The following is a 24,102-nucleotide window of genomic DNA, read 5'->3' on the forward strand; positions in this document are numbered from 1 at the left end:
GAGCAACGTATCTGCAGAATCCTCTTACCGGAAGATCTTCATCACTTGTAGATTTGCCCAAAATGGTTGTATTATACGTAATAGAGATAAATACTATACCTACTACGCATAAATCTATTGACATTTCAACAAACTAAAGCCATGGAGGGCATCCTAATACTGACATTTTATAATAATATCACAGACCAGGATTCAAGTCAATGGTCCTATTGCATTTTCTCAAAAACTTTTTTCAGCCTTCAAAATTCGATAACCTTTATCCTTTGTAACTTCCTCCACATGACCGAAAAGGCTCTCTATCTTAGCACTCGCCGAAGGGGCCCCCTGCTTTTTCTGAATGACTACCCACAAAACTCCATCCTCGTTTAAATGCTCATAAGCAAGCTCAAAAATGGTATGCACTGTTTCTTTCCCTGCACGTATAGGAGGATTCGTCAAGATCACGTCAAAACGTTCATTCTTCACTTCCGCAAACAAATCGCTTTGCTTAATGGTGACATTCTTAACCCCATTACGTTCCGCATTCTCTATCGCTAGTTGAACCGCTCGCTCATTAATATCAACCATTGTGACGTGTCCCTCTGGGACAAGCGCGGCTGCCGCCAGACCAATCGGCCCGTAACCGCATCCTACATCCAATACCGTGGCTTGTGCAGGAAGCTGCATCGCTTCAATCAGCACACGACTCCCGTAATCAATTCCCTGCTTTGAAAAAACGCCTGAATCGCTGGCAAAACGGTATGACCGCCCCCGAAGCACTGTTTCCAGGCTCCGTCGTTCATGCGCCGTCTCTGGCCGCTTGGAGTAATAATGATCAGCCATTCATGCCCACCTCTTTCGGTTGTACTACCATCATAGCCTTTACAATAACCTTTCAGACATGCTGGTACTACCGTTTTACAGCAACAAACCCCTTGAAGATCACCTCAAGGGGTTTGTTTTTGTTCATTGTCTGCTAGAAAGCAGTCAATTATTTTACTTCTACAGAAGCGCCTGCTTCTTCCAATTTTGCTTTAATGGATTCAGCTTCTTCTTTAGCGATTTTTTCTTTCAGTGGTTTTGGAGCGTTGTCAACCAGTTCTTTTGCTTCTTTCAGGCCAAGACCTGTGATTTCGCGAACTGCTTTGATAACGTTGATTTTGGAAGCGCCAGCGCTTGTCAAGATTACGTCGAACTCGGATTGCTCAGCTTCTGCTGCGCCACCTGCTGCGCCACCTGCTACAGCTACTGGAGCTGCTGCAGTTACGCCGAATTCTTCTTCGATTGCTTTCACGAGATCGTTCAGTTCCAATACGGACATACCTTTAATTGCTTCCAAGATTTGCTCTTTACTCATGGTTGAACCTCCATTTAAATTCGTATTTTTTTGTTTTCAACTGCTATACAGCAGGTTTAATCCCTAACTTATGCGCTTTGCTCTTCTTTTTCTGCAACAGCTTTAACTGCAAGCGCGAAGTTGCGCACAGGAGCTTGAAGCACGCTGAGGAGCATGGAAAGGAGACCTTCGCGGGATGGCAGTTCTGCCAGTGCTTTGATTTCCTCAACACCGATAACGCGACCTTCTACAACTGCACCTTTCAGTTCCAGTGCATTGTTCTTCTTAGCGAAATCGTTCAAGATTTTAGCTGCAGACACTGCATCATCTTTGCCGAACGCGATTGCAGTAGGACCTGTCAATACTGCGTCCAGTTCAGTCAATTCTGCTGCCGCAGTTGCACGGCGGAGCAGTGTGTTTTTCAGCACTTGAAATTCGATTCCGGCTTCGCGAAGCTGCTTACGCAGCTCAGTTACTTGGGCAACATTCAGACCGCGATAGTCTGCAACCACAGTTGTTACGCTCTCGCGCAATTTTGCAGCTACAACTTCAACAGCTTCTTGTTTTGCTTGAATCACCTTTGCATTTGCCAAACTGTACACCTCCTGATCAATTTATCCGCTTTGTTCGAAGCACCCGATCTGGTGATCTTACAAAGCTTGCTTTCATAAGCATGAAAAAAGCCTCCGTAGAGTACGAAGGCTTGATAAATCTACATGGACGGGACAAGCCCGTCACATGAAACGTTCTATCATAACACCTCGGTAGGAAATTAAGCCCGAAGGCACCTACTGTCTACGGTAAGCATATTCAACTTTAATGGTCAGTCACAAGGACTCACAACTTTTATAGAATAACAAATTTGATTGAGTGTGTCAATCAAAATATTATCTGTAAACAGATGCGTTCACACGTGCACTTGGTCCCATAGTCGAAGAAATAGCGATGTTTTTCAGGTATACACCTTTAGCAGCCGCTGGCTTCGCACGGTTCAAGGCTTCAACCAAGGCTTTAAGGTTCTCGTTCAGCTGTTCAGCACTGAAGGAAGCTTTGCCGATTGGCGCATGAATTTGACCGGCTTTGTCGAGACGGTATTCGATTTTACCGGCTTTAATTTCTTGAACAGCCTTGGCAACGTCGAAAGTAACTGTGCCTGCTTTAGGGTTAGGCATCAAACCTTTACCACCGAGCAAACGACCCAGTTTACCAACCTCACTCATCATATCAGGTGTCGCAACGCAGACGTCGAATTCGAACCAGCCTTGTTGGATTTTGTTGATCATATCTTGATCACCAACAAAATCAGCGCCAGCCGCTTCCGCTTCTTTCACTTTGTCACCTTTTGCAAATACCAGAACGCGTTGTGTTTTACCCGTACCATGCGGCAGAACAACAACACCACGAACAGCCTGGTCTTGTTTACGGGAATCTACGCCCAGACGAACTGCTGCTTCAACGGTTTCGTCGAATTTAGCAGTCGCAGCCTTTTTCACCAGTTCAACGGCTTCTAAAGGCTCGTAAGTTGCTTCGCTGTCAATCAGCTTAGCAGCTTCCAGGTACTTCTTACCATGTTTAGCCATAATGTTTTCCTCCTTATGTGGTATTAGCGGATATTCCTCCCACACTTGCCGGACAGTCAAACTGCCGGCACACGTAGATTAATAAAATTAATCTACGATGGTGATACCCATGCTGCGAGCAGTACCTTCAACCATACGCATTGCCGATTCTACGGAAGCTGCGTTAAGGTCAGGCATTTTTTGCTCTGCAATTTGACGAACAGCAGCGCGATTTACAGTTGCAACTTTCGTTTTATTCGGTTCACCGGAACCTTTTTCGATTTTAGCAGCAACTTTCAACAGAACAGCAGCCGGTGGAGTTTTCGTGATGAACGTAAAAGAACGATCCTCAAATACCGAAATTTCAACCGGAATAATCAGGCCTGCTTGATCAGCAGTACGAGCATTGAACTCTTTACAGAATGCCATGATGTTGACACCTGCTTGACCCAAAGCTGGACCTACTGGAGGCGCTGGATTAGCTTTCCCTGCAGGAATCTGCAGTTTTACCATTTTAATTACCTTTTTTGCCATGGATGACACCTCCTTGACTCAATAGTGGTAGACGGACCTATCGATCCTCCCACAAGAAACCTGTAAGAAAAATCTATATTTTCTCCACTTGAGTATAATCCAACTCAAGCGGGGTTTCCCGTCCAAACATGTTGACGTGAACCTTAAGCTTGCTCTTCTCAACCAAAATTTCTTCCACGGAGCCCACAAAATTCGCAAAAGGACCAACTTTAATTCGCACGGATTCCTTAACATCGAATTCAATCTTCGGTTTCGGCTCTACCATGCCCATATGCTTCAGAATCTGTTCAACTTCTTCTGGAAGCAATGGCGTCGGTTTGGAACCCGAGCCTGTCGACCCTACAAATCCCGTAACACCTGGTGTGTTGCGTACAACATACCAAGAGTCGTCGGTTTGGACCATTTCGACTAAGACATAACCAGGGTAGACTTTACGCATAACGGTTTTTTTCTTACCGTCCTTGGTTACCAGTTCTTCTTCCATAGGAACAAGAACACGGAATATCTTGTCTTCCATGCCCATGGACTCAACGCGTTTTTCCAAATTGGCTTTGACTTTGTTCTCATACCCTGAATAGGTATGAACGACGTACCATCTTTTTTCCATATCAAGCCACCTGGAACCCTTCCTAGATAATCGCTTCGATCACAGCGGAAATGCCGATATCGAGAACCCAAAAATAAATCGTGACGAACGCAATTGTCCCTATGACAATCAGCGTATAGTTGGTCAGTTCTTTACGATTGGGCCAGCGAACCTTCTTGAGTTCAGCCCAGCTTTCAGAGAAAAAGGAAAACAGAGACTTGAAACTGCGTTTCACGCCGACTACACCTCCAAAAACTATCTGGTTTCCCGATGAGAAGTCTGTTCGTTACAGGACTTACAGAATTTCTTCATCTCCATGCGGTCGGGGTGATTACGCTTGTTTTTCGTCGTTGTGTAATTTCTTTGTTTGCATGTTGTACAAGCCAAAGTAATAATTACCCGCATGATGTGCACCTCCCGAAGACATCCAACACCGGAAGTCTCATAATTGATCCTAAAAAAAACCGCGAATTTAGGCCTACCTAAAACACTTTATCACACGGGGTTTTCCATGTCAACGAATGTTTGCATACAATTCGCAGTCCCGGCTGTGGTGCATTTTAACATCTGTGCATCCTTTAAAACTGTTCTCTGAAAAGCTGCTTCAAAAATCAAGGCGATATCTATTATTCATCTTTTTTAGTATAAATCATTTGTAACACTTATAAACCTGCATAATCTACCTATAACGAATAAAAAAAGACTCGGACTCGAGCCTTTTCCCTGTCAGCCTCTACTTTCAACTATCTCTTACTTCCAGATACTTTTCAAGTTTACGCTTGACCCGTTGCAGCGCGTTATCAATGGATTTCACATGGCGGTCAAGATCCTCTGCAATCTCCTGATACGAACGTCCGTCTAGATACAACATAAGTACCTTGCGTTCCAGCTCGCTCAGAATCTCGGACATCTTGTCCTCAAGGCCCACAAACTCTTCCTGATTGATTATCAGCTCTTCAGGGTCACTTACTTGTGTTCCGCAAATCACATCGAGCAACGTCCGGTCTGACTCTTCATCATAGATGGGCTTGTCCAGAGATACGTAAGAGTTCAGAGGAATGTGCTTTTGTCGTGTAGCCGTCTTAATTGCCGTAATAATCTGTCGTGTAATGCACAACTCGGCGAAAGCCTTGAACGAAGCAAGCTTGTCTCCCTTAAAATCACGAATGGATTTGTAGAGACCAATCATGCCCTCCTGAATAATATCCTCGCGATCAGCACCAATCAGGAAGTAAGATCTGGCCTTGGCCCGCACAAAGTTCCGGTATTTGTTGATCAGAAACTCCAGCGCTTCCCCATCACCTTCATGGACTGCTCCGACAATGTCTTCATCATTTTTGTAATCAAACTTTGACAACATGATATCCTTGAGGTCCACACTCACTAACAATCCCTCCGGCTGCAACGCAAGGTACCCGTTACTCTCTCAAATATACGACAAGTATACGCGATGTAACCTGATACCGTCAACCACAACAACCTAAAAAAGAAGAGCGCTAACAAAATTGTCAATGGTTTCAAAATGGAGGAGGGTCCAATTATTGGTTTATTCTCTTCTCCATCGTTCAAACAACTTTCGAAGCTCCGGACTCAGTTTGGCATCTAGCGAGTTACGGGACAATTTGGCACTATCCTGCTGGATTCGCTTCTGCACTTCCCTTTCGGATTCCTCAATCTCGATCAGTAATTCCCGCGCCGACACCCTGAGTGCACCTTGTCCAAATGCGACATGTTGTTCTACCTGATCGCTTGTGGCTACGTAAATACTTCTTCTTTTACTGCTCAGCTCCCGAACTAATCGCTCGATGCACTCATCAGCAGTTTCTTTTTCTCTGGTAAAATAAATCTGGACTTTGCTCTGGGCAAAAATTTTACCCAATCCTGGCACCCTGTAAGCATCAAATACGACGATGACTCTTCTGCCGGAATACGCCTGATGATCCGCCAGCCGTTCAAGAAGTCTGTCCCTCGCTTCCTGCATACCAGATTGTACCAGTGCGGAAAGTTCGGGCCAGGCTCCAATCATATTGTAACCGTCCACAAGCAGAACATCCCGCATGTCAGCCATATCGTTAGCCCCGTGCCTGTCGTCCGCGCAATACTTCGTACATGACAACACCTGCAGCTACAGAAGCATTAAGGGAATTAATTTGCCCCGCCATTGGCAGCTTGACGAGTACATCACATTTCTCACGGATCAAACGGCCCATCCCTTTATTTTCGTTACCAATGACAATGGCTACCGGTCCCGTGAATACTCCATTCCCAAAGACAGGGTCTTTCGCTGTAACATCCGTACCAACTACCCATACACCCTCTTCTTTAAGACGGTCAATGGTTTGTCCCAGATTGTTTACACGCGCCACCGGGACGTACTCCACAGCACCTGCCGATGTTTTGGACACCGTTACAGTTACAGCTGCAGAACGCCTTTTCGGCACAATAACACCATGCGCTCCAGTACAGTCCGCTGTACGAAGGATGGAGCCCAAATTATGAGGGTCTTCAATCTCATCCAGCAAAATTAAAAACGGCTCTTCTCCCTTATCACGAGCAGTGGCGAGCAATTCTTCCACTTCAACATAGGCAAAAGGCGCAGCTTGCGCGACCACTCCCTGATGCTGAATGCCCGGAACCATTTGATCCAGCTTACGCTTGTCCACCTGCAAAACAATGATTCCTGCTTTTTTCGCCTCAGCTGTAATCGGCAGCGTCAAATGTTTTTGTGCATTATCCGCAATCCATATTTTATTTATCGTTCTGCCTGAACGCAATGCCTCTGTTACCGAATGCTTACCGGCAATCCATTCTTCTTCCATCTCTAGCTTCCTCCCGGGAAACGGACGATGCTTGTTCCATCCAGTCCGTTCCCATTTATGATTTTTCTGTATTTTCCATTTGTGCAATTCCGAACGTAATCAACTCTCTTAATCTGTCCAAATGTCCATCACAATAAAGAGATCCAACCAACCCTTCCAGTGCAGTGGCATGCCGATACTCAAGCACATCAGCATTTTTGGGCAAACTTCCTGATTTAGCATTTCTTCCTTGTCGGACAATATCGCGTTCTTCTTCCGTCAGTACCTTTTCCAATAGCCCCAACATGCGACTCTGCGCCTTGGCGGAGACTAGCCCTGTGGCTCGCCGATGCAGATGGTTTGGACGCAGGTTAGGCTGAGCCAACAAATATTGCCGGACAGCTACCTCGTACACTGCATCACCAATGTAAGCTAGTGCAATGGGGGGCATCAAACGGGCTGGCTTGGATGCAGGGTACGGGAACCAGTTCCCCGTACCTTCCGATGCTTCTGAGTTCATTGGCTTATCACTCATTTTCGCCGCCACCGCATACCCTGTGCCGTATCTTCAAGCACAATGCCTTTTGCAGCCAACAGATCGCGAATTTCGTCAGCTCTACCCCAGTTTTTGGTCTTACGAGCTTCGACACGTTCTGCAATTAACTGCTCGATTTCGTCATCCAGCAACTCTTCACTCGGTTCCGAATAAATGCGAAGTACGCTATTCATCGAATGAAAGGTATGCAATACAGCTTGTAGTTCCGCCTGATGTACGACATCTCGCTGCAACAAATGGTTTGCTTCGCTAACCCAATCAAATACAGCAGTAATCGCATCAGGTGTATTGAAATCATCATTCATTTTTTCGCCAAACTGCTGCAAAATTCCGTCGAGCTTCGTTTGCAGTTCCGTCGATACTCCCCCATTACCTTCCAGCGCATTAGCTAAACGATGCTTCACATTGGCAACTGCATTGGCGATCCGCTCGACACTGTTCTCCGCCTGACTCATAGTCTCTTGGTTATAGTTCAACGGATTCCGGTAATGTGTCGACAACATAAAATAACGTAAAGCCTCCGGCTTATGGTGAGCGCGCAAATCTTTAACCAAAATACCATTACCGAGTGATTTCGACATTTTTTCATTATCTATGCGAATATATCCGTTATGCATCCAGTAGCGAGATAAAGGCTTACCCGTAATCACTTCAGATTGTGCGCATTCACATTCATGATGCGGAAATTGCAGATCCTGTCCGCCCCCATGAATATCCAGTGTATCCCCCAAATAATGGCGAGCCATAGCAGAGCATTCGATATGCCAGCCTGGTCGTCCATCTCCCCAAGGGCTCGACCAATGAATTTCACCCGGCTTCGCTGCCTTCCAGAGTACAAAATCCTCGGCATTTTCCTTGCGTTCATCCACATTGATGCGAATTCCGAACTGAAGCTCTTCCAGATTTTGACCTGATAGTTGTCCGTAATCTTTGAACTTTTTGGTCCGATAGAATACATCGCCATCATTTTCATAAGCATAGCCTTTGTCTACCAATTCCTTAATAAAATCAATAATCAGGTCCATACTCTCTGTTACACGAGGGTTCATGCTGGCAGCAGGAACATTCAATCCTGCCAGATCCTCATGGTAGGCAGCAATAAATTTCTCAGCAACTGCCGAAACATCCATATCAAGTTCCCGAGCTTTGCGGATTAGTTTATCATCGACATCCGTAAAATTCACCACATAGTTTACATCATAGCCCAAGTACTCCAGGTAGCTCCGCACCACGTCAAATACAATTACAGGTCGTGCATTGCCAATATGAATGTAATCATACACGGTAGGTCCGCATACATACATTTTAACCTTTCCAGGCTCCAGTGGCACAAAAGGCTCCCGACTCCTCGTCATTGTATTATAAATTTGAAGCGGCATTGTTATGTTCCTCCCTCATGAAAATCATTTTTCTAATTTATTCTCTTGGGTCACCTGATGTTTCTGAGCGGATGGCCCATCCTTCAAATCAGATATTTCTGCACGCAAACGTTCAATTTCCCGTTGAAGTTCTCTCATAGAGTCCACAACCGGATCAGGCAATTGATGACTAAGTCGGTCTGGCCGCCTACCATCCTGTCTGACAACTCGCCCCGGGATGCCCACCACCGTACTGTTTGGTGGGACTTCTTTGAGCACAACCGAGTTGGAGCCAATGTTGGACTGTGCCCCAATCGTAAAAGAGCCCAATATCTTCGCACCAGAGCCGATAACAACATTATTCCCAATGGTCGGATGGCGCTTCCCTTTCTCTTTCCCAGTCCCGCCGAGTGTGACCCCCTGATACAATACGACATCGTCGCCAATCTCACAGGTTTCACCGATGACAACTCCCATGCCATGGTCAATGAACAGCCGATCTCCGATACGAGCGCCAGGATGAATTTCAATGCCTGTCATAAACCTCGATACCTGGGATATAACACGGGCTAGAGTACACCAGTTTCGCAAATAAAACCAATGTGCGATTCGGTGTGCCCAAAGGGCATGAACGCCGGAATACGTAAAAATGACCTCAAGCTTACTCCGGGCGGCCGGATCATTATCCAAAACAGTCTGAATGTCGGATTTGAAATGTCTGAACATGTCGCCCTCCTATTCCCTTCATATCCTTGCCGCATCATCACAACACTTCACGTTCCGCCAATTTTCGCATCCACCAGCACTCTTCGACATTTTTCTATCTATAATGAGTCTGAGTCTGATAAAAAAGAAAAAGCGCCTCCGCAGCCTAAGCTGCAGAGACGCATGAACGTGGTCCCACTCTGCTTCGAACATACCTGCTGCATAAAAAAGCAGAGCAGTTCGTCTTTAGCGTCCTGTAACGGGAACGACTCGGCACGCCCTTGTCACATCAGCATTTGACGCTAATGAGAGTTCGGGCGCACGGCTCCCAGGCGCATTTCCTCCGCAGGTCATCTGGACGGCTCTCAGCCTGGGGTTTCCCCTCGACCGTCCTCTCTGGCAGATGCCCTTATGCAGTGTACTTCTCCTGTTCGCAGCCTTTACACGTAAATATCAATCCGTATCAATGGAGTCATTATAGCGAAAAGACAACAAATTGACAAGAAACATCAGCCTTTAATTTGTGCCTTAAGACGATCCAGTACCTTGTCACGTCCGAGCAAAAAGATAGTTTCATTCAGATCCCGTCCATGAGTTTGGCCTGTAAGAGCCACACGAATCGGCATGAATAGTTGTTTTCCCTTAAAACCGGTTTCCTTTTGAACTTCCTTGATCAGCTTAGCCATTTGTGGAGCTGTAAATTCCTCGCTCGTTTCAACTTTACCTGCAAAAGCTCTAAGTACCTCCGGAACCTGCTCTTCGGCCAATACAGCTGCTGCTTCAGCATCCAGTTCCAGATGTGAACGGAAAAACAACTCAGACAACGCTACAATATCGGCTGCAGAAGTCATCTGTTCCTGGTATAAGCGAACCAGGGCCTTAGCCCAATCCAGTTGTTCCGCAGACAGTTCAGTCGGCAACAGCCCCGCTGCCTGGAGATGTGGAATCGCCATGCTGGCAATTCGCTCAGGATCAGCCTTTTTAATATAGTGATTGTTCAGGTAAGCAAGCTTATTTGTATCAAACACAGCCGGACTTTTGGACAAACGATTAGGATCGAAAATCGAAATCAGTTGTTCCCGATCATAGATCTCTTCTTCGCCTTCCGGGGACCAGCCCAGCAGTGCAATAAAGTTGAATATAGCTTCTGGCAGATAGCCCAACTTGTCATACTGCTCCATGAACTGAATAATGGATTCGTTACGCTTACTGAGCTTTTTGTGATCCTCGCCTACAATCAGCGTCATATGACCGAAGCGTGGCGGCTCCCAGCCAAGAGCTTCAAAGATCATCAACTGCCGCGGTGTATTGGAAACATGGTCTTCGCCCCGTAGTACATGCGATATTTTCATCAAATAATCGTCAACTGCTACAGCGAAGTTATATGTCGGAATACCATCCTTTTTGACGATAACAAAATCGCCGCTTTCCTTGGAATTGAATGTAATTTGACCTTTTACGATATCGTCAAACGTATATTCACGATCTTCCGGTACGCGAAAACGAATACTTGGTACACGGCCCTCTGCTTCAAATGCTTGGCACTGTTCTTCTGTTAGATCACGATGTTTCCCAGAATAGCGTGGTGTCTCCCCACGTGCCGTCTGCTCTTCACGCTCGCGCTCCAGCTCTTCTTCAGTGCAGTAACAACGGTAAGCCAAACCACGGTCCAGCAAATCCTGCCAGTACGTTTTATATATGTCCAAGCGTTCAGTCTGACGATAAGGTCCAAACTCGCCTCCCACGTCTACGCTCTCATCCCAGTCCATACCCAACCATTTCAAATATTTAAGTTGGCTTTCTTCTCCGCCCTCAATATTGCGCTTCACATCTGTGTCTTCGATACGAATAATAAATTTCCCACCTTGATTGCGGGCAAACAAATAATTAAATAATGCCGTTCTGGCATTTCCAATGTGCAGATGCCCTGTAGGGCTTGGTGCATAACGTACACGAACTTCCGTGCTCATATAATCTCCTCCAAATTGAATTACTCAAGATGATAGCATTTACTTGATAAGACAGACAACCGATTGAGCCGCGATTCCTTCACCCCGTCCGGGAAACCCGAGTTGCTCTGTCGTGGTCGCCTTGACGTTCACCTGGGATAGCTCCTCTGCTTCCAGCGCCCGAGCGATGACTTCATTCATCTGCGGAATATACGATGCCATTTTGGGCTTTTGTGCGATAATCGTAGAATCAATATTCCCCAAGCGATATCCTCGCTCTTTAGCTAGTCCCCACACATGCTCCAGTAGCTTAAGACTGTCAGCATCCTTAAATTCTGGGTCGTTATCCGGAAAATGCTTCCCGATGTCTCCCAAGCCAAGCGCGCCCAAGATGGCATCGCTAATGGCATGTAGCAGCACGTCTGCATCGGAATGGCCCAACAAACCTTTTTCATACGGAATGTTTATACCTCCGATGATGCATGGCCTTCCTTCCACCAGCTGGTGGACGTCAAATCCTTGTCCCACTCTGATCACTTGATATCCTCTCCCTCTGTTTTTACCCATAACGCCGCCATATCCAAATCCTCAGGCGTAGTAATTTTGATGTTCTTGTAGCTGCCTTGAACGACAGTAACCGGAATTCCTAGCCGCTCTATCAGCATAGAATCATCTGTTCCCAAGAATCCCGACTGCTCCGCTTCCTCATAGGCTCGCAGCAGATCGGAAAGACGAAAAGTCTGTGGCGTTTGAATACTCCACAGACTTCGGCGATCCGGCGTTGCTGTAATGATACCATCCCCGTTCACTTGCTTGACTGTATCCTTTACAGGTACTGCTGCTACAGAAGCACCAGTACGCTGGGCTGCCTCAAGGCATGAACGTACAAGCTCAGGTTGAATTAGTGGACGCACACCATCATGCACCATCACCCAACCCGCTTGTAAGTGGCGCAGACCGCGATAAACCGAATGCTGGCGTTCACTGCCACCAGCCACCACCCGTACATTTTTACCGATTTTGTATTGATGAATCCAATCTCGGCAGCGTTCCACATCTCCTGTCCCAGTCACCATCACCATTTCATCCACTTCGGGCATAGCTGCGAATATTTCAAGTGTATGTATGAAGATGGGCTTGTCCCGCAAAAGCAGAAATTGCTTGCTCTCCTGCGTCCCCATACGGGAGCCGCGCCCTGCTGCCACAATGACAACTCCTACCCGATTGTTCATTCAAATAACTCCTGCCCTGATCGCACTTGGACGATCCGTATGATAACACATCTACTTCATCATACCGCGTTTATTGAGCTTTTTCCAATAATTTTGGTTTGGCAAAGATCATACGGCCGGCTGAGGTCTGAAGTACACTCGTGACCAGCACCTCCATCAGAGAGCCAATATAGTCACGTCCGCCTTCTACAACAATCATCGTGCCATCATCCAGATAGGCTACACCCTGCCCATGCTCCTTGCCGTCTTTAATAATCTGCACCATAATTTCCTCACCGGGCAATACGACAGGCTTCACTGCATTCGCCAAATCGTTAATATTCAGCACTGATACACCTTGAAGTTCGCATACTTTATTCAGGTTAAAATCATTAGTTACAACTTTACCCTGTAACACCTTTGCCAGCTTAACCAACTTACTGTCGACCTCTGAAATTTCCTCAAAATCACCTTCGTAAATGAGTACATTTACATCCAGTTCTTTTTGGATTTTATTCAAAATATCCAGACCTCGCCGTCCACGATTACGCTTAAGTAAATCTGATGAATCTGCAATATGCTGAAGCTCCTCCAGCACAAATTCAGGAATTACAATTGTTCCTTCAATAAAACCTGTCTTGCAAATATCCGCAATACGCCCATCTATAATGACGCTGGTGTCCAATATTTTATGTTCCTCCAGCTTGCGTTCTTCTACACCCGTTCCCCGACCAAAAAAACCAGAACTCCAAAAGGATGACAGCTCGTCCCGCTTTTCTAGCCCAACCATCAATCCTACATATCCGCATATCACGGTAACAGCCGTCTGGATAAGTTGACCCGGGGCCCCCAACCATGAAAAAAGCGGGTAAACTGCTAAGGAAAGTATCAATCCCACCGCTAAACCAATCACACCTGCCATCATCTCGTTCATCGGAATTCGTACCAAGCCTTCAATGCCCTGCTGCAACCGATTCGCCACGGATGCCCCTGCGAATGAACACCCAGCCATAAATAGCACTGCTCCCGCCATCATCCAAACAATCATTCCTGGTAAAGACCCATCACTCAACCATTGCGGCATCCACGTTACAATGCCTCCTACCCGCTGGTATAACGTATAGCCAAACCATGCTCCGCACAATCCTGTAAAAGTTAAAATAGCCTTTCTCCACATTGAGTCTCTATACCTCCTTTATTTTCTTTTCATATAGTCTGCTATTTATTGGATACATAGCATTTCTCTTACCAGTATGATCCATTTTCATCATAACTAACCCTGTATTTTCACTTTTTATGCATAAAAAAAAGCATTTATCTCCCTGAAATGCTTCAAGGAAATAAATGCTTATTCTTATTCTTGCTTGATACTAACGCTGTGAATGACGATATTGATCGTCCTGTTCTTCCTGACTGGAACGCTCCCGACCACGTCCACGTCTGCGTGACAGCTTACGAATGTTCAGCTTCATGCCATACAATGCATACAGCACCAGCGGTACAAAAATCAGCTTCGACAGCTGGTCAGGGAATTTAACAGCCAACACCACCGCTGCAATTACGACCCATGGAGCAACCCAGATCGCTTTTTTGGGGAGGCCGACCTTTTTAAAATTAGGATATCTCATGGAGCTGACCATCAAATAAGAAACCAGCAACATGGCAATCGACATGTATAACAATGAAATATCGTTATGGAATAAGGATAAAGTGGCTAATACGCCACCTGCTGCCGGAATTGGCAAACCCGTAAAATAACCTGGTACACCAGGACGTACGTTAAATCGAGCCAAACGCAACGCTCCGCACATCGGGAAAATGGCAGTAACCGTCCAAGCGAGAGCCGAATTCGCATCATGAAAAGCAACCATGTACATAATAACTGCGGGAGCAACACCAAAAGATATCATATCTGATAAGGAGTCCAGTTCTTTACCGAATTCGCTTTGGGCATTCAGGACCCGGGCCATCCTTCCATCCAGTCCGTCCAACAACATGGCGACAATAACCATAATAGCGGCAAGACTGTATTTTCCGTCTACAGCCAATAAAATGGCGATCATTCCGAGAAACAAGTTACCTAAGGTACACATGTTCGGAATTGATTTGGTAATCATCTCTTCACCTCAATGTATGAATTGTTCCATTATAATCCTTTCACTGTATTACATTTACATTTGCCTGTCAATGAAAACTTGTTCCTGCAAACGTTTAAGACCTTCTTTAATCGTACGCGCACGAACCTCTCCAATACCATCCACTTCATCCAGTTCTTCTATCGTTGCTGTCATGACATGCGGAAAACGTCCAAACCGCTCCACCAGATTATGAATAATCACATTCGGCAAACGCGGTATCTTGTTCAGTACCCGATAGCCGCGTGCAGCAATATACTCTTCTGATGTCGCAGCTGAAGAAGGGTAGCCTAGTAAACGTACAATATGATTCACATCTAACAATTCGTCGTCCGTAGAACGTTTGAGTCCCAATATAATTTCACGAATCTTCTCGTCGCTATCGTCTTTGGCATAATCCTTATACAGCAACCATGCTTCTTCCTCAATGTTGCTGACAAGCTCTTCCATCTGCATACTAATCAGACGGCCCTCATTTCCGAGCTCGTTAATAAATCGTTTGATCTCCATTTTGATGCGCAGCACCATTTCGATCCGCTGGATGACATTAACGACCTCCGGCATGGTAACCAGCTCTTCAAATTCAGATGCTGTCAAATTCGTAGAGGCTTGCCCCAACACGGATCTATATTTCTCTAACGTCTGAATAGCCTGATTGGCTTTCGTCAAAATAACCCCGATTTCCTTGAGCGCATACCGTAATGTCCCCTGATACAAGGTAATAATATTACGCCGCTGGGAAATAGAAACCACTAGTTTGCCAGTCTGCTTTGCAACTCGTTCTGCTGTCCGGTGCCGAATTCCTGTTTCAATTGAAGAAATGGAGGAGTCCGGAATCAGTTGCGTATTGGCATATAAAATTCGTTTTAAATCCTCGCTCAATATGATTGCGCCGTCCATTTTAGCCAACTCATACAAATAGTTCGGCGAAAAATCACAATTAATGGAGAAACCGCCATCCACCACTTCCATAACTTCTGGGCTATAGCCAACGACCAGAAGAGCACCCGTTTTGGCACGCAAAACGTTTTCCAACCCGTCGCGAAAGGGAGTTCCCGGTGCCACAAGCCGCAGCAAATCGTTCATTTTATCCAGTTGGCTCGCTTCTTTCATTCTCAATGCCCCCTAATCTAATGCGGCTGCCAGTGCATCTGCCACCGTTCCTACTCCTATAATTTGAATCCCTTTCGGATGTGTCCAGCCCTTCAAGCTTTTCTCCGGCATGATCACCCGTTTGAAACCTAGTTTCTCCGCTTCCCGTACTCGCTGTTCTGCTCGGGATACCGCACGCACCTCACCTGTCAGTCCCACCTCGCCAAAAATCACGTCGTACGGCTTGGTAGGAGCATCCCTAAAGCTGGAAGCAATGCTCACAGCTATAGCCAAATCCACCGCCGGTTCATCCAATTTCACGCCTCCAGCTACGTTGAGATAGGCGTCCTGGTTTTGCAAAAACATGCCCATCCGCTTTTCTAGCACGGCTATGATTAATCCCATTCGATGATGATCGACTCCTGTGCCCATTCGGCGCGGAGATGGAAAATGCGTAGCTGCAATCAATGCTTGCAGTTCAACCAATACAGGTCGGGTTCCTTCCATACTGGCTACAACAGTAGAACCCGCTACCCCCAGTGGTCGTTCAGACAGGAATAGTTCAGAAGGATTTGACACCTCACGCAAACCGCTTTCAGCCATTTCAAAAATACCAATTTCATTTGTAGAACCGAAACGGTTTTTAACTGCACGCAAAAGCCGATACGTATGATGACGCTCTCCTTCAAAATAAAGCACACAATCAACCATATGTTCCAACAAACGTGGACCTGCAATGGCCCCTTCCTTGGTCACATGTCCCACCAATACCGTAGCAATACCTAGCCCCTTGGCAATTCGCATAAAGCGTGAAGTACACTCCCGCACCTGAGCCACACTACCTGGTGCACTCGTCACCTCAGGCAAATATACGGTCTGTATCGAGTCGATGACCAAAAATTCCGGCTTCAAGCTGTCCACCGCTTCTTCAATCGTCTCCAAATTCGTCTCACATAATACGTATAGGCTGGGGGACAAGGCACCAAGCCGATCTGCACGTAGTTTCGTTTGACGGACAGATTCCTCACCAGACACGTACAGCACCTTTAAACCAGTTAAAGCCAGCTCATTAGATGTTTGCAGCATAAGCGTAGATTTACCGATTCCCGGATCACCGCCCACCAAAACGAGTGAACCCGGCACCACACCTCCACCAAGTACTCGATTCAATTCGCCAATTCCCGTCAAAATTCGTGTTTCTTTGCCACTCTCCACCTCTATAATAGGGAGTGGCTTGTCTTTTGTGCTATGAGTAAGAAGGGAAGACCCCATTCCTTGAGTTTTTACAACGCTTTCCGTTTCTTCGACCATGGAATTCCATGCCTGGCATCCAGGACATTTTCCGTACCATTTGGGCGATTCATAACCACATTCCGTACAGGAAAATTTAGTTTTCACTTTAGCCATACTTTATTCCTGGGCTCCTTATTGACGACGATAATGTCAAATTTATGTTCATACAGCCCAGAAAGAGCTGTAACAATAAAAGTTTACCATTGAAGCTTGGCGGACGTAAAGCAATATCACAAACTTTCCCAAAGCATTTACCCAACCATTTTACCGTGTTTTATACACAAAAAGGGTGTCTTCGCAATAGCTTTCCAGCCTGCGAGACACCCTTTTCTACTATTTATTTAGTAAACTGCTTTAGGACTTGGCAGATACATTATCCTTTTTCGTTACAGTCAATGCACCATTCTCCTCATCAATGAAGAGAGAGTCACCCTTAGTAATGTTGCCAGTCAACAGTTCCTCGGACAGGCGATCTTCAATATGCTTCTGGATTGCACGACGCAATGGACGCGCACCATACGCTGGATCAAAGCCTTCCTTGGCAAGGAATTTTTTAGCGTTATCTGTCAACTCGAAGTCCACCTCATACTCATTCAGGCGCTTACGCAGCTCCTCAGACATGAGTGACACAATTTCGGCAATATGTTTTTCTTCGAGAGAATGGAAAACGATAATTTCATCAATCCGGTTCAAGAACTCAGGACGGAAGCTTTTCTTCAGTTCATCCATCACTTTGCCCTTCATATTATCGTAATCCGCCCCAGCGTCCACTACAGCTGTAAAACCAAGCGTGGAGTTACGTTTAATCGCCTGTGCACCAACATTAGATGTTAGGATGATGAGTGTGTTACGGAAATCGACGACACGACCTTTGGAATCTGTTAGACGACCATCTTCCAGCACTTGCAGAAGAATATTGAATACTTCTGGGTGTGCTTTTTCAATTTCATCCAGCAACACAACTGAGTATGGCTTACGACGTACCTTCTCAGTCAGCTGACCGCCTTCTTCATATCCAACGTACCCTGGAGGTGCTCCTACCAGACGGGACGTGGAGTGCTTCTCCATATATTCGGACATATCAATACGGATAACCGCATTTTCATCTCCAAACATGGATTCAGCCAAGGCGCGTGCCAATTCTGTTTTACCAACCCCAGTTGGGCCGAGGAAAATAAAGGAACCGATTGGACGCTTCGGATCTTTCAGTCCGGCACGTGCCCGGCGAATCGCCCGGCTTACTGCCTTAACTGCTTCATCCTGTCCAATTACCCGCTCATGCAGCAACTCTTCCATATTCAACAAGCGGTGTGTTTCTTCCTCTTTCAGCTTGCTGACTGGAACACCTGTCCAGATTGCAACGACTTGAGCGATATCCTCTGGTGTAACTTCAGAATCTGTACGACCCTGTTGTTCTTTCCATTGGTTTTTCGTCACGTCTAGCTCTTCACGGATTTTTTGCTCTGTATCACGCAACGCTGCCGCTTTTTCAAACTCCTGACTTTGTACCGCTGAATCCTTTTCCTTACGGATATCTTCCAGACGGTTTTCCAGCTGTTTCAGGTTTGGCGGTACAGTGTAAGAATTCAGCCTTACTTTGGAGCCCGCTTCATCAATAAGGTCAATAGCCTTATCTGGCAGGAAGCGGTCAGTGATATAACGATCTGACAATTTTACAGCCGCTTCAATAGCCTCATCTGTGATCTTTACACGGTGATGAGCTTCGTAACGGTCACGCAGACCATACAAGATTTGAATTGCCTCTTCTGGAGAAGGTTGATCCACTGTAATTGGTTGAAAACGACGCTCCAAAGCAGCATCTTTCTCAATATATTTGCGGTATTCATCGAGCGTGGTCGCACCGATGCATTGCAGCTCGCCACGTGCCAGAGCAGGTTTCAGGATGTTGGATGCATCAATTGCGCCTTCCGCTCCACCAGCACCAATCAGTGTATGCAGCTCATCAATGAACAATACGATATTACCCGCTTGACGAATCTCGTCCATAATTTTTTTCAAACGATCCTCGAATTCACCACGATACTTGGTGCCTGCTACCACAGAACCCATATCCAGCGTCATTACGCGCTTGTCGCGCAACGTTTCAGGAATCTCATTCGCTATGATTTTTTGGGCCAATCCTTCGGCAATCGCCGTTTTACCTACCCCAGGCTCACCGATTAGAACCGGATTGTTCTTTGTACGGCGGCTGAGCACCTGAATTACGCGTTCAATTTCCTTGCTACGCCCAATAACAGGGTCCAGGTTGTTTTCCTTCGCAGATGCCGTCAGATCGCGTGCCAGACTGTCCAGAGTTGGCGTGCTGACATTAGCTGGAGCACCATGATGGCTGGAAACAGCCTCGCTGCTGCCGAGCAATTGAAGCACTTGCTGACGCGCTTTATTCAGACTGATGCCCAGGTTGTTCAGTACACGTGCTGCTACGCCTTCGCCTTCACGAATAAGACCAAGCAAAATATGTTCTGTACCTACATAGGTATGGCCCAGTTTGCGGGCTTCATCCATGGACAGTTCGATGACTTTTTTGGCGCGTGGAGTATAGGCAATGTTCGTCGGTTGCTCTTGACCGCGTCCAATCAGCGTTTCCACTTCATCCTGGATTTTTTCCAGTCCCAGCCCTAAACCGATTAAGGCTTTCGCGGCTATTCCTTCACCTTCACGAATGAGGCCTAGCAAAATGTGCTCTGTGCCAATGTTGTTGTGTCCCAATCGAACAGCTTCTTCCTGAGCCAAAGCAAGCACTTTCTGTGCACGTTCCGTAAATCTTCCAAACATCATATATCCTGCACCTCCACAGTGTGTATTTCAGATCATTCTATATATTAAAGGGTTGTGCCTAATTTTTGCCGGATCAGCTTCGCCCGGTACATATCGCGCTCTTCGGTATTCATTTTATCCCCAAAGCTTTTTTGCAGGAACCCGGGTTGTGTCATCACATTCAGCTCATTCATCGCTGCGGTGGAAGGACGCTCCAAAATCCCTAAATCTACGCCAAGACGTACATCGGATAGCCGCTGTGCAGCCTCCTTGGAATCCAATACTGCTGCATATGACAAAATACCGAATGAACGCATCACCCGATCTGTAATTCGCAGCATAGATTCATTCATTAGCCTTTCTCTGGCAGAACGCTCGTGCTCAATAATTTGTAGCACCACGCCATATAGATTCTCAATAATCTCCGCTTCGGTTTGTCCCAGTGTAATCTGATTAGATACCTGAAACAAATTTCCGACCGCTTCGCTGCCTTCACCGTAAATGCCACGAACTGTAAGACCTACCTGTGAAACAGCAGACAATATACGATTGATTTGATGAGTCATAACTAATGCAGGCAAATGCATCATCACCGAAGCTCTCATACCTGTGCCGACATTCGTCGGACAACTGGTCAGAAAACCTCTCCGATCATCAAATGCATAATCAACATGCGCTTCAAATGCATCATCAATAATCATAGCGCGTTCCCAAGCTTCCCTAACCTGACATCCCGGATATAAGCACTGGATACGCAGATGATCCTCTTCGTTTATCATAACACTAACCGATTCATCATCGCTAATTAAAACAGCACCGTTACGAGATTCGTTTGCCAAATTTGGACTAATCAAATGCTTCTCAACCAGCACCTGCTTGTCGATCTCATCCAACTCGGATATTTTCAGCGTATGGAAAGTACCAAAACCGCCTAAATCATCATACTGAAGGATATCCGTCAAGCGTTGAAGTGCTTCTTCCGACTGCTGATTGGTAGCAAGCATGGGAAAAGGCAGATGCTGCAAGTTACGCGCAATTCTCACCCGGCTGCTAATGACAATCTCCGAATCCGCAGCATCACCACGCATCCAGTCACTTAGCGGCTTCTCCGTAAATCGAATATTGGGCATTACGCATCCCTCCTACTCTTCACAAACTTTACTCTTCAGTCATTTCTTTTTCAAGCTCTCTGATTTGATCCCTAAGCTCAGCAGCTGATTCGAATTCTTCCTGTACAATATGCTGTTGCATCTCTTTTTTCAAATCGTCAATTTGCCGTTTAACCTTCAGTCGGCCTCCAGTGCGAACCGGAACTTTACCAACATGATTCGTACTGCCATGCACACGCTTGAACAGAGGGTCCAGACGACTATCAAAATATTGATAGCACGACGGGCATCCGAAACGTCCCAGCTTACTAAACTGTGCATAGGTCATGCCACAATCCTTGCATTGCAGGTTCTGCGGACCACTGTGGCCTGGAGATTGGCTCTTTGTACTGGAGTCAAAATCCAGCATCCCCGACAACAAGCTATGAATCGAAAAGCCGTTAGGTGTTCCAGGGATCATCTCCCCTTTTTCCTTGGCACACGTCTCACAAATATGAAACTCTGTCTTTTCGCCATTCACAATTTTGGTGAAATGCAAAGTTGCCGGCCGCATATTACATTCTTGGCACAGCATAAAAGCACCTCCTTCAATGTCAGGATTTATACCAATCCCTACATCCAAACGTTAGTCTCTATTCACACACTATTTGGTCGCCAGCAACGAGATCAGCATAGCCTTAAGCAATCTTGCTCGCAGTTGATCACGATAGGGAAGCTTCAGTAATAATGTATCCCTTGATAAAGCAGCCTTCATTAAATTAGCTTCCCTTTTGCTTAAAAAATGGGCTTCCTCTAACTGATAAATCAGACCTTCTGCTGCCGATTGGCTTATTTCCTCCCCGATGCTCTGATGAAGATGTGTATGGATGGCATGCTGTGCAGGCAGCTGAATTCGCTGAATACGAATGTAGCCCCCGCCACCGCGTTTACTTTCCACCACATAGCCTTTTTCCAGCGTAAACCGGGTGCTAATTACATAATTAATTTGCGACGGCACGCAGGAAAAGCGGTCAGCCAGATCATTGCGCTGAATCTCCACTAAACCTTGGGGACTTTCCAGCAATATACTCTTCAAATATTGTTCAATAATATCGGAAACATTGCGCATTTCATCATCCTCCACTAACGGAAACGCAAGTATTCAAGTACATTTCACGCTCCACAGAGTCCGCCGTATATTGAACTTAACCAAACGGTAAAGTCACGAATCTAAGCTGTATTCAGGCTATTGCCTGATCTACATCCATTGGAATTGTACCGTTTTGTCTCTAGTGTGGCCTTTATTTGCGATTAATCATACACTTCTCTTATGTTCATAAGAGTCAGCTCCTAACTATACGCAAATCATTTCGATCCTCATTTACTTCTTTGCTATCAAAATTACCTTATAAGCTAATTCATCAGCATAGTACTTCTACAGAATCACACTAGGCTTAATTGACTTTGACTTTCTTTGACTATATTTATATTATAGCACATTATTCATTTTTGCCAAGGGGTCAATACCATTTTTCGCAATCTAATTATGTTTTATACAATACCATAAAAAAAACTCTTCCCATTACAGAAAGAGTTTTGAAAATTATGATAACCACACAAGTCATGTTCCCTGAAAGATGGAGCCTAAGAAGAACTAAATGGCCTTTATCAGAAAAAATCCAATAAGAACGTTTGTTTTACTGGTATTACACGTTTAAGGGCAGACACAGACTCATTGCTGCCTTCAATACGACCCCATTTATACAGATCATCAGCCTGCTGGTAGCCAAGCATCAGAGTCGTCAGTGACTGAATCCCAAGTTTCAAGTCAGCTACTATGGCGTTTTCAGATGAATAGCTTATATCCACTCTCTCCAAATGGCCTTGTCCTTTCGTCGTAATCGTTAATCTCCATAATCCATCATTCCATGGAGCATACCGATCTGTCAGACTTAAGGTTAAACTTGTTTCCTCTCCAATCTGCTCAAAAGGGTATCTCTTTACAAAAGCAGCTGCATCCACAATACGACCCATAAAATAAGGCACCGTTTCCTGTTGAATTCGTGGATCATCGAGTAAAAATGGCAGATTGTCATCTGCTGGAACGTAATTAAATTTACCTTGGGCTATCATTGAGTCATGATTTGCAAAATAAGTCCATAAAGCCCGACGAGCCGTCTCATTTTCATATACCAACTCATCACAATTCAACTGTTTATCTTCAATTTTGTATAGTGCATATCCCTGAGGATCGCCTGTTTCAGAGTAATATACCGCAGTTCGATAGTTCTCATTTAAAATCCGCTCTTGCCACCATTCCTTATCTCGTACCAGCGTGCCATTATAACGAGATGCATACGCTTGATACACTTGGTCCAGTTCTGAAATATCTTTGACATCGCGTTTGACTGTACCTTCTGTTTTAAGTTTTGTAGGGAATTTATCAATGGGAATGACGTACTTTTTATATTCAATATACGTTTCCCATCCAAATTTACGATAGAAGGCAAAGGAGAATGGATGCAGAAAAGAAAGGCTTTGTCCCGCAGACTTCATTTCTTCAAGCGCATGCGTCAACAAACGTGACACCATGCCTCCGCGACGCTTTTCTGGCCATGTTGCCACACCAGCAATGCCCCCCATATCAAAAACCTGACCGTTTATGTATACCTGTAGGGGTAACAAAGTCAGTTTAGCATTCAAGTCATGTCCGTCGAATATTCCCCATGTTTGCTTTGGTTTGAATTTCTTCTTGGATTTTTCCAGATCCTCCAGGGACATTGTAAACTGAAAAGCATATTGAGATAATTCAATAGCCGCTTCAAATTCCTCACGTTGTAATTGTCTGATCTCCATAACTTCGTCACCTCGCTTGTATACTTGGGCATCCATAAAAAGATTATACACTTAGAGTGTGGCAAAGCCTCTTCCCTCTGTCAACCTTAGAAGCAGGTGGCCATCTAAAAACACATAAAAAAAGGATGATAATCTCATTGAGATTATCATCCTTTTCACTTTTGCTTGGCGACGTCCTACTCTCCCAGGACCCTGCGGTCCAAGTACCATCGGCGCTGGAGGGCTTAACGGTCGTGTTCGGGATGGGTACGTGTGGAACCCCTCCGCTATCGCCACCAAACATGAATTT

26 protein-coding genes, 1 rRNA gene and 1 other annotated feature are annotated in these 24,102 nt (G+C 45.7%); all 27 genes read right to left on the reverse strand.

Annotated features, from left to right (window positions below):
• Positions 1 to 219: 219 nt before the first annotated feature.
• The gene (locus tag BM358_RS25560; RefSeq protein WP_028542621.1) at positions 220 to 822 is read right to left on the reverse strand and encodes a class I SAM-dependent methyltransferase; all 603 of its coding nucleotides are present in this window, start codon (positions 820 to 822) and stop codon (positions 220 to 222) included.
• A gap of 148 nt (positions 823 to 970) precedes the next feature.
• Positions 971 to 1,336 (reverse strand): 50S ribosomal protein L7/L12, encoded by a 366-nt coding sequence (gene rplL / locus BM358_RS25565; RefSeq protein ID WP_010348819.1) that lies wholly within the window; start codon positions 1,334 to 1,336, stop codon positions 971 to 973.
• A gap of 68 nt (positions 1,337 to 1,404) precedes the next feature.
• Positions 1,405 to 1,908, reverse strand: a complete 504-nt coding sequence (gene rplJ, locus BM358_RS25570) for a 50S ribosomal protein L10 (RefSeq protein WP_013312168.1) — start codon at positions 1,906 to 1,908, stop codon at positions 1,405 to 1,407.
• Positions 1,909 to 1,982: 74 nt separating this feature from the next.
• Positions 1,983 to 2,134: a sequence feature (ribosomal protein L10 leader region), on the reverse strand.
• A 68-nt stretch (positions 2,135 to 2,202) separates the two neighbouring features.
• A complete protein-coding gene (rplA, locus tag BM358_RS25575; RefSeq protein WP_013312169.1) occupies positions 2,203 to 2,895 on the reverse strand; it encodes a 50S ribosomal protein L1 in 693 nt (230 codons plus the stop codon).
• An 87-nt stretch (positions 2,896 to 2,982) separates the two neighbouring features.
• Positions 2,983 to 3,408: a 50S ribosomal protein L11 gene (gene rplK / locus BM358_RS25580; protein ID WP_007432595.1), complete on the reverse strand. Its 426-nt coding sequence runs from the start codon at positions 3,406 to 3,408 to the stop codon at positions 2,983 to 2,985.
• 73 nt (positions 3,409 to 3,481) lie between these two features.
• Positions 3,482 to 4,015, reverse strand: coding sequence for a transcription termination/antitermination protein NusG (nusG, locus tag BM358_RS25585; protein WP_007432596.1), 534 nt, complete (start codon positions 4,013 to 4,015; stop codon positions 3,482 to 3,484).
• A gap of 22 nt (positions 4,016 to 4,037) precedes the next feature.
• Positions 4,038 to 4,229 (reverse strand): preprotein translocase subunit SecE, encoded by a 192-nt coding sequence (secE, locus tag BM358_RS25590; RefSeq protein ID WP_013312170.1) that lies wholly within the window; start codon positions 4,227 to 4,229, stop codon positions 4,038 to 4,040.
• A 20-nt stretch (positions 4,230 to 4,249) separates the two neighbouring features.
• The gene (gene rpmG / locus BM358_RS25595) at positions 4,250 to 4,399 is read right to left on the reverse strand and encodes a 50S ribosomal protein L33 (protein ID WP_023990562.1); all 150 of its coding nucleotides are present in this window, start codon (positions 4,397 to 4,399) and stop codon (positions 4,250 to 4,252) included.
• A 334-nt stretch (positions 4,400 to 4,733) separates the two neighbouring features.
• Complete coding sequence (gene sigH, locus BM358_RS25600; RefSeq protein ID WP_016324748.1) at positions 4,734 to 5,378, reverse strand: RNA polymerase sporulation sigma factor SigH; 645 nt, start codon at positions 5,376 to 5,378, stop codon at positions 4,734 to 4,736.
• Positions 5,379 to 5,540: 162 nt separating this feature from the next.
• Positions 5,541 to 6,062, reverse strand: a complete 522-nt coding sequence (locus BM358_RS25605) for an NYN domain-containing protein (RefSeq protein ID WP_028542622.1) — start codon at positions 6,060 to 6,062, stop codon at positions 5,541 to 5,543.
• Between the two features lie 4 nt (positions 6,063 to 6,066).
• Entirely contained in the window at positions 6,067 to 6,813 is a 747-nt protein-coding gene (rlmB, locus tag BM358_RS25610) for a 23S rRNA (guanosine(2251)-2'-O)-methyltransferase RlmB (RefSeq protein WP_023990564.1), read from the reverse strand.
• A gap of 55 nt (positions 6,814 to 6,868) precedes the next feature.
• Positions 6,869 to 7,327: a Mini-ribonuclease 3 gene (locus tag BM358_RS25615; RefSeq protein ID WP_028542623.1), complete on the reverse strand. Its 459-nt coding sequence runs from the start codon at positions 7,325 to 7,327 to the stop codon at positions 6,869 to 6,871.
• Entirely contained in the window at positions 7,324 to 8,727 is a 1,404-nt protein-coding gene (gene cysS, locus BM358_RS25620) for a cysteine--tRNA ligase (protein WP_025723808.1), read from the reverse strand. Before cysS ends, BM358_RS25615 begins: the two co-directional genes overlap by 4 nt.
• A gap of 24 nt (positions 8,728 to 8,751) precedes the next feature.
• The gene (cysE, locus tag BM358_RS25625) at positions 8,752 to 9,432 is read right to left on the reverse strand and encodes a serine O-acetyltransferase (RefSeq protein WP_013312176.1); all 681 of its coding nucleotides are present in this window, start codon (positions 9,430 to 9,432) and stop codon (positions 8,752 to 8,754) included.
• Between the two features lie 488 nt (positions 9,433 to 9,920).
• The gene (gene gltX, locus BM358_RS25630; protein WP_028542624.1) at positions 9,921 to 11,381 is read right to left on the reverse strand and encodes a glutamate--tRNA ligase; all 1,461 of its coding nucleotides are present in this window, start codon (positions 11,379 to 11,381) and stop codon (positions 9,921 to 9,923) included.
• Positions 11,382 to 11,420: 39 nt separating this feature from the next.
• Positions 11,421 to 11,897, reverse strand: a complete 477-nt coding sequence (gene ispF, locus BM358_RS25635) for a 2-C-methyl-D-erythritol 2,4-cyclodiphosphate synthase (protein ID WP_023990567.1) — start codon at positions 11,895 to 11,897, stop codon at positions 11,421 to 11,423.
• Positions 11,894 to 12,592 carry a 2-C-methyl-D-erythritol 4-phosphate cytidylyltransferase gene (ispD, locus tag BM358_RS25640; protein WP_023990568.1) on the reverse strand — a complete coding sequence of 233 codons (699 nt, stop codon included), beginning with the start codon at positions 12,590 to 12,592 and terminating at the stop codon, positions 11,894 to 11,896. Before ispD ends, ispF begins: the two co-directional genes overlap by 4 nt.
• Positions 12,593 to 12,662: 70 nt before the next feature.
• Positions 12,663 to 13,748, reverse strand: a complete 1,086-nt coding sequence (locus BM358_RS25645) for a PIN/TRAM domain-containing protein (RefSeq protein WP_023990569.1) — start codon at positions 13,746 to 13,748, stop codon at positions 12,663 to 12,665.
• A gap of 193 nt (positions 13,749 to 13,941) precedes the next feature.
• On the reverse strand, positions 13,942 to 14,688 hold the full coding sequence (gene pssA / locus BM358_RS25650; RefSeq protein ID WP_023990570.1) for a CDP-diacylglycerol--serine O-phosphatidyltransferase: 747 nt from the start codon (positions 14,686 to 14,688) through the stop codon (positions 13,942 to 13,944).
• Between the two features lie 54 nt (positions 14,689 to 14,742).
• Positions 14,743 to 15,819, reverse strand: coding sequence for a DNA integrity scanning diadenylate cyclase DisA (gene disA / locus BM358_RS25655; protein WP_013373290.1), 1,077 nt, complete (start codon positions 15,817 to 15,819; stop codon positions 14,743 to 14,745).
• A gap of 12 nt (positions 15,820 to 15,831) precedes the next feature.
• A complete protein-coding gene (gene radA, locus BM358_RS25660; protein ID WP_013312184.1) occupies positions 15,832 to 17,205 on the reverse strand; it encodes a DNA repair protein RadA in 1,374 nt (457 codons plus the stop codon).
• A gap of 240 nt (positions 17,206 to 17,445) precedes the next feature.
• Positions 17,446 to 19,890 carry an ATP-dependent protease ATP-binding subunit ClpC gene (gene clpC, locus BM358_RS25665; protein ID WP_023990572.1) on the reverse strand — a complete coding sequence of 815 codons (2,445 nt, stop codon included), beginning with the start codon at positions 19,888 to 19,890 and terminating at the stop codon, positions 17,446 to 17,448.
• Between the two features lie 44 nt (positions 19,891 to 19,934).
• Complete coding sequence (locus BM358_RS25670) at positions 19,935 to 20,999, reverse strand: protein-arginine kinase McsB (protein ID WP_028542625.1); 1,065 nt, start codon at positions 20,997 to 20,999, stop codon at positions 19,935 to 19,937.
• A gap of 28 nt (positions 21,000 to 21,027) precedes the next feature.
• A complete protein-coding gene (locus BM358_RS25675) occupies positions 21,028 to 21,552 on the reverse strand; it encodes a protein-arginine kinase activator protein McsA (RefSeq protein ID WP_023990574.1) in 525 nt (174 codons plus the stop codon).
• A 69-nt stretch (positions 21,553 to 21,621) separates the two neighbouring features.
• Positions 21,622 to 22,086, reverse strand: coding sequence for a CtsR family transcriptional regulator (locus BM358_RS25680; RefSeq protein WP_013312188.1), 465 nt, complete (start codon positions 22,084 to 22,086; stop codon positions 21,622 to 21,624).
• Positions 22,087 to 22,625: 539 nt separating this feature from the next.
• Positions 22,626 to 23,813, reverse strand: a complete 1,188-nt coding sequence (gene eis, locus BM358_RS25685; protein WP_028542626.1) for a GNAT family N-acetyltransferase — start codon at positions 23,811 to 23,813, stop codon at positions 22,626 to 22,628.
• A gap of 163 nt (positions 23,814 to 23,976) precedes the next feature.
• Positions 23,977 to 24,093: ribosomal RNA gene (gene rrf / locus BM358_RS25690) — 5S ribosomal RNA — on the reverse strand.
• Between the last annotated feature and the right edge of the window lie 9 nt (positions 24,094 to 24,102).

The sequence above is a fragment of the Paenibacillus sp. cl130 genome, assembly GCF_900116035.1.
GTDB classification, from domain to species: Bacteria; Bacillota; Bacilli; order Paenibacillales; family Paenibacillaceae; genus Paenibacillus; species Paenibacillus polymyxa_B.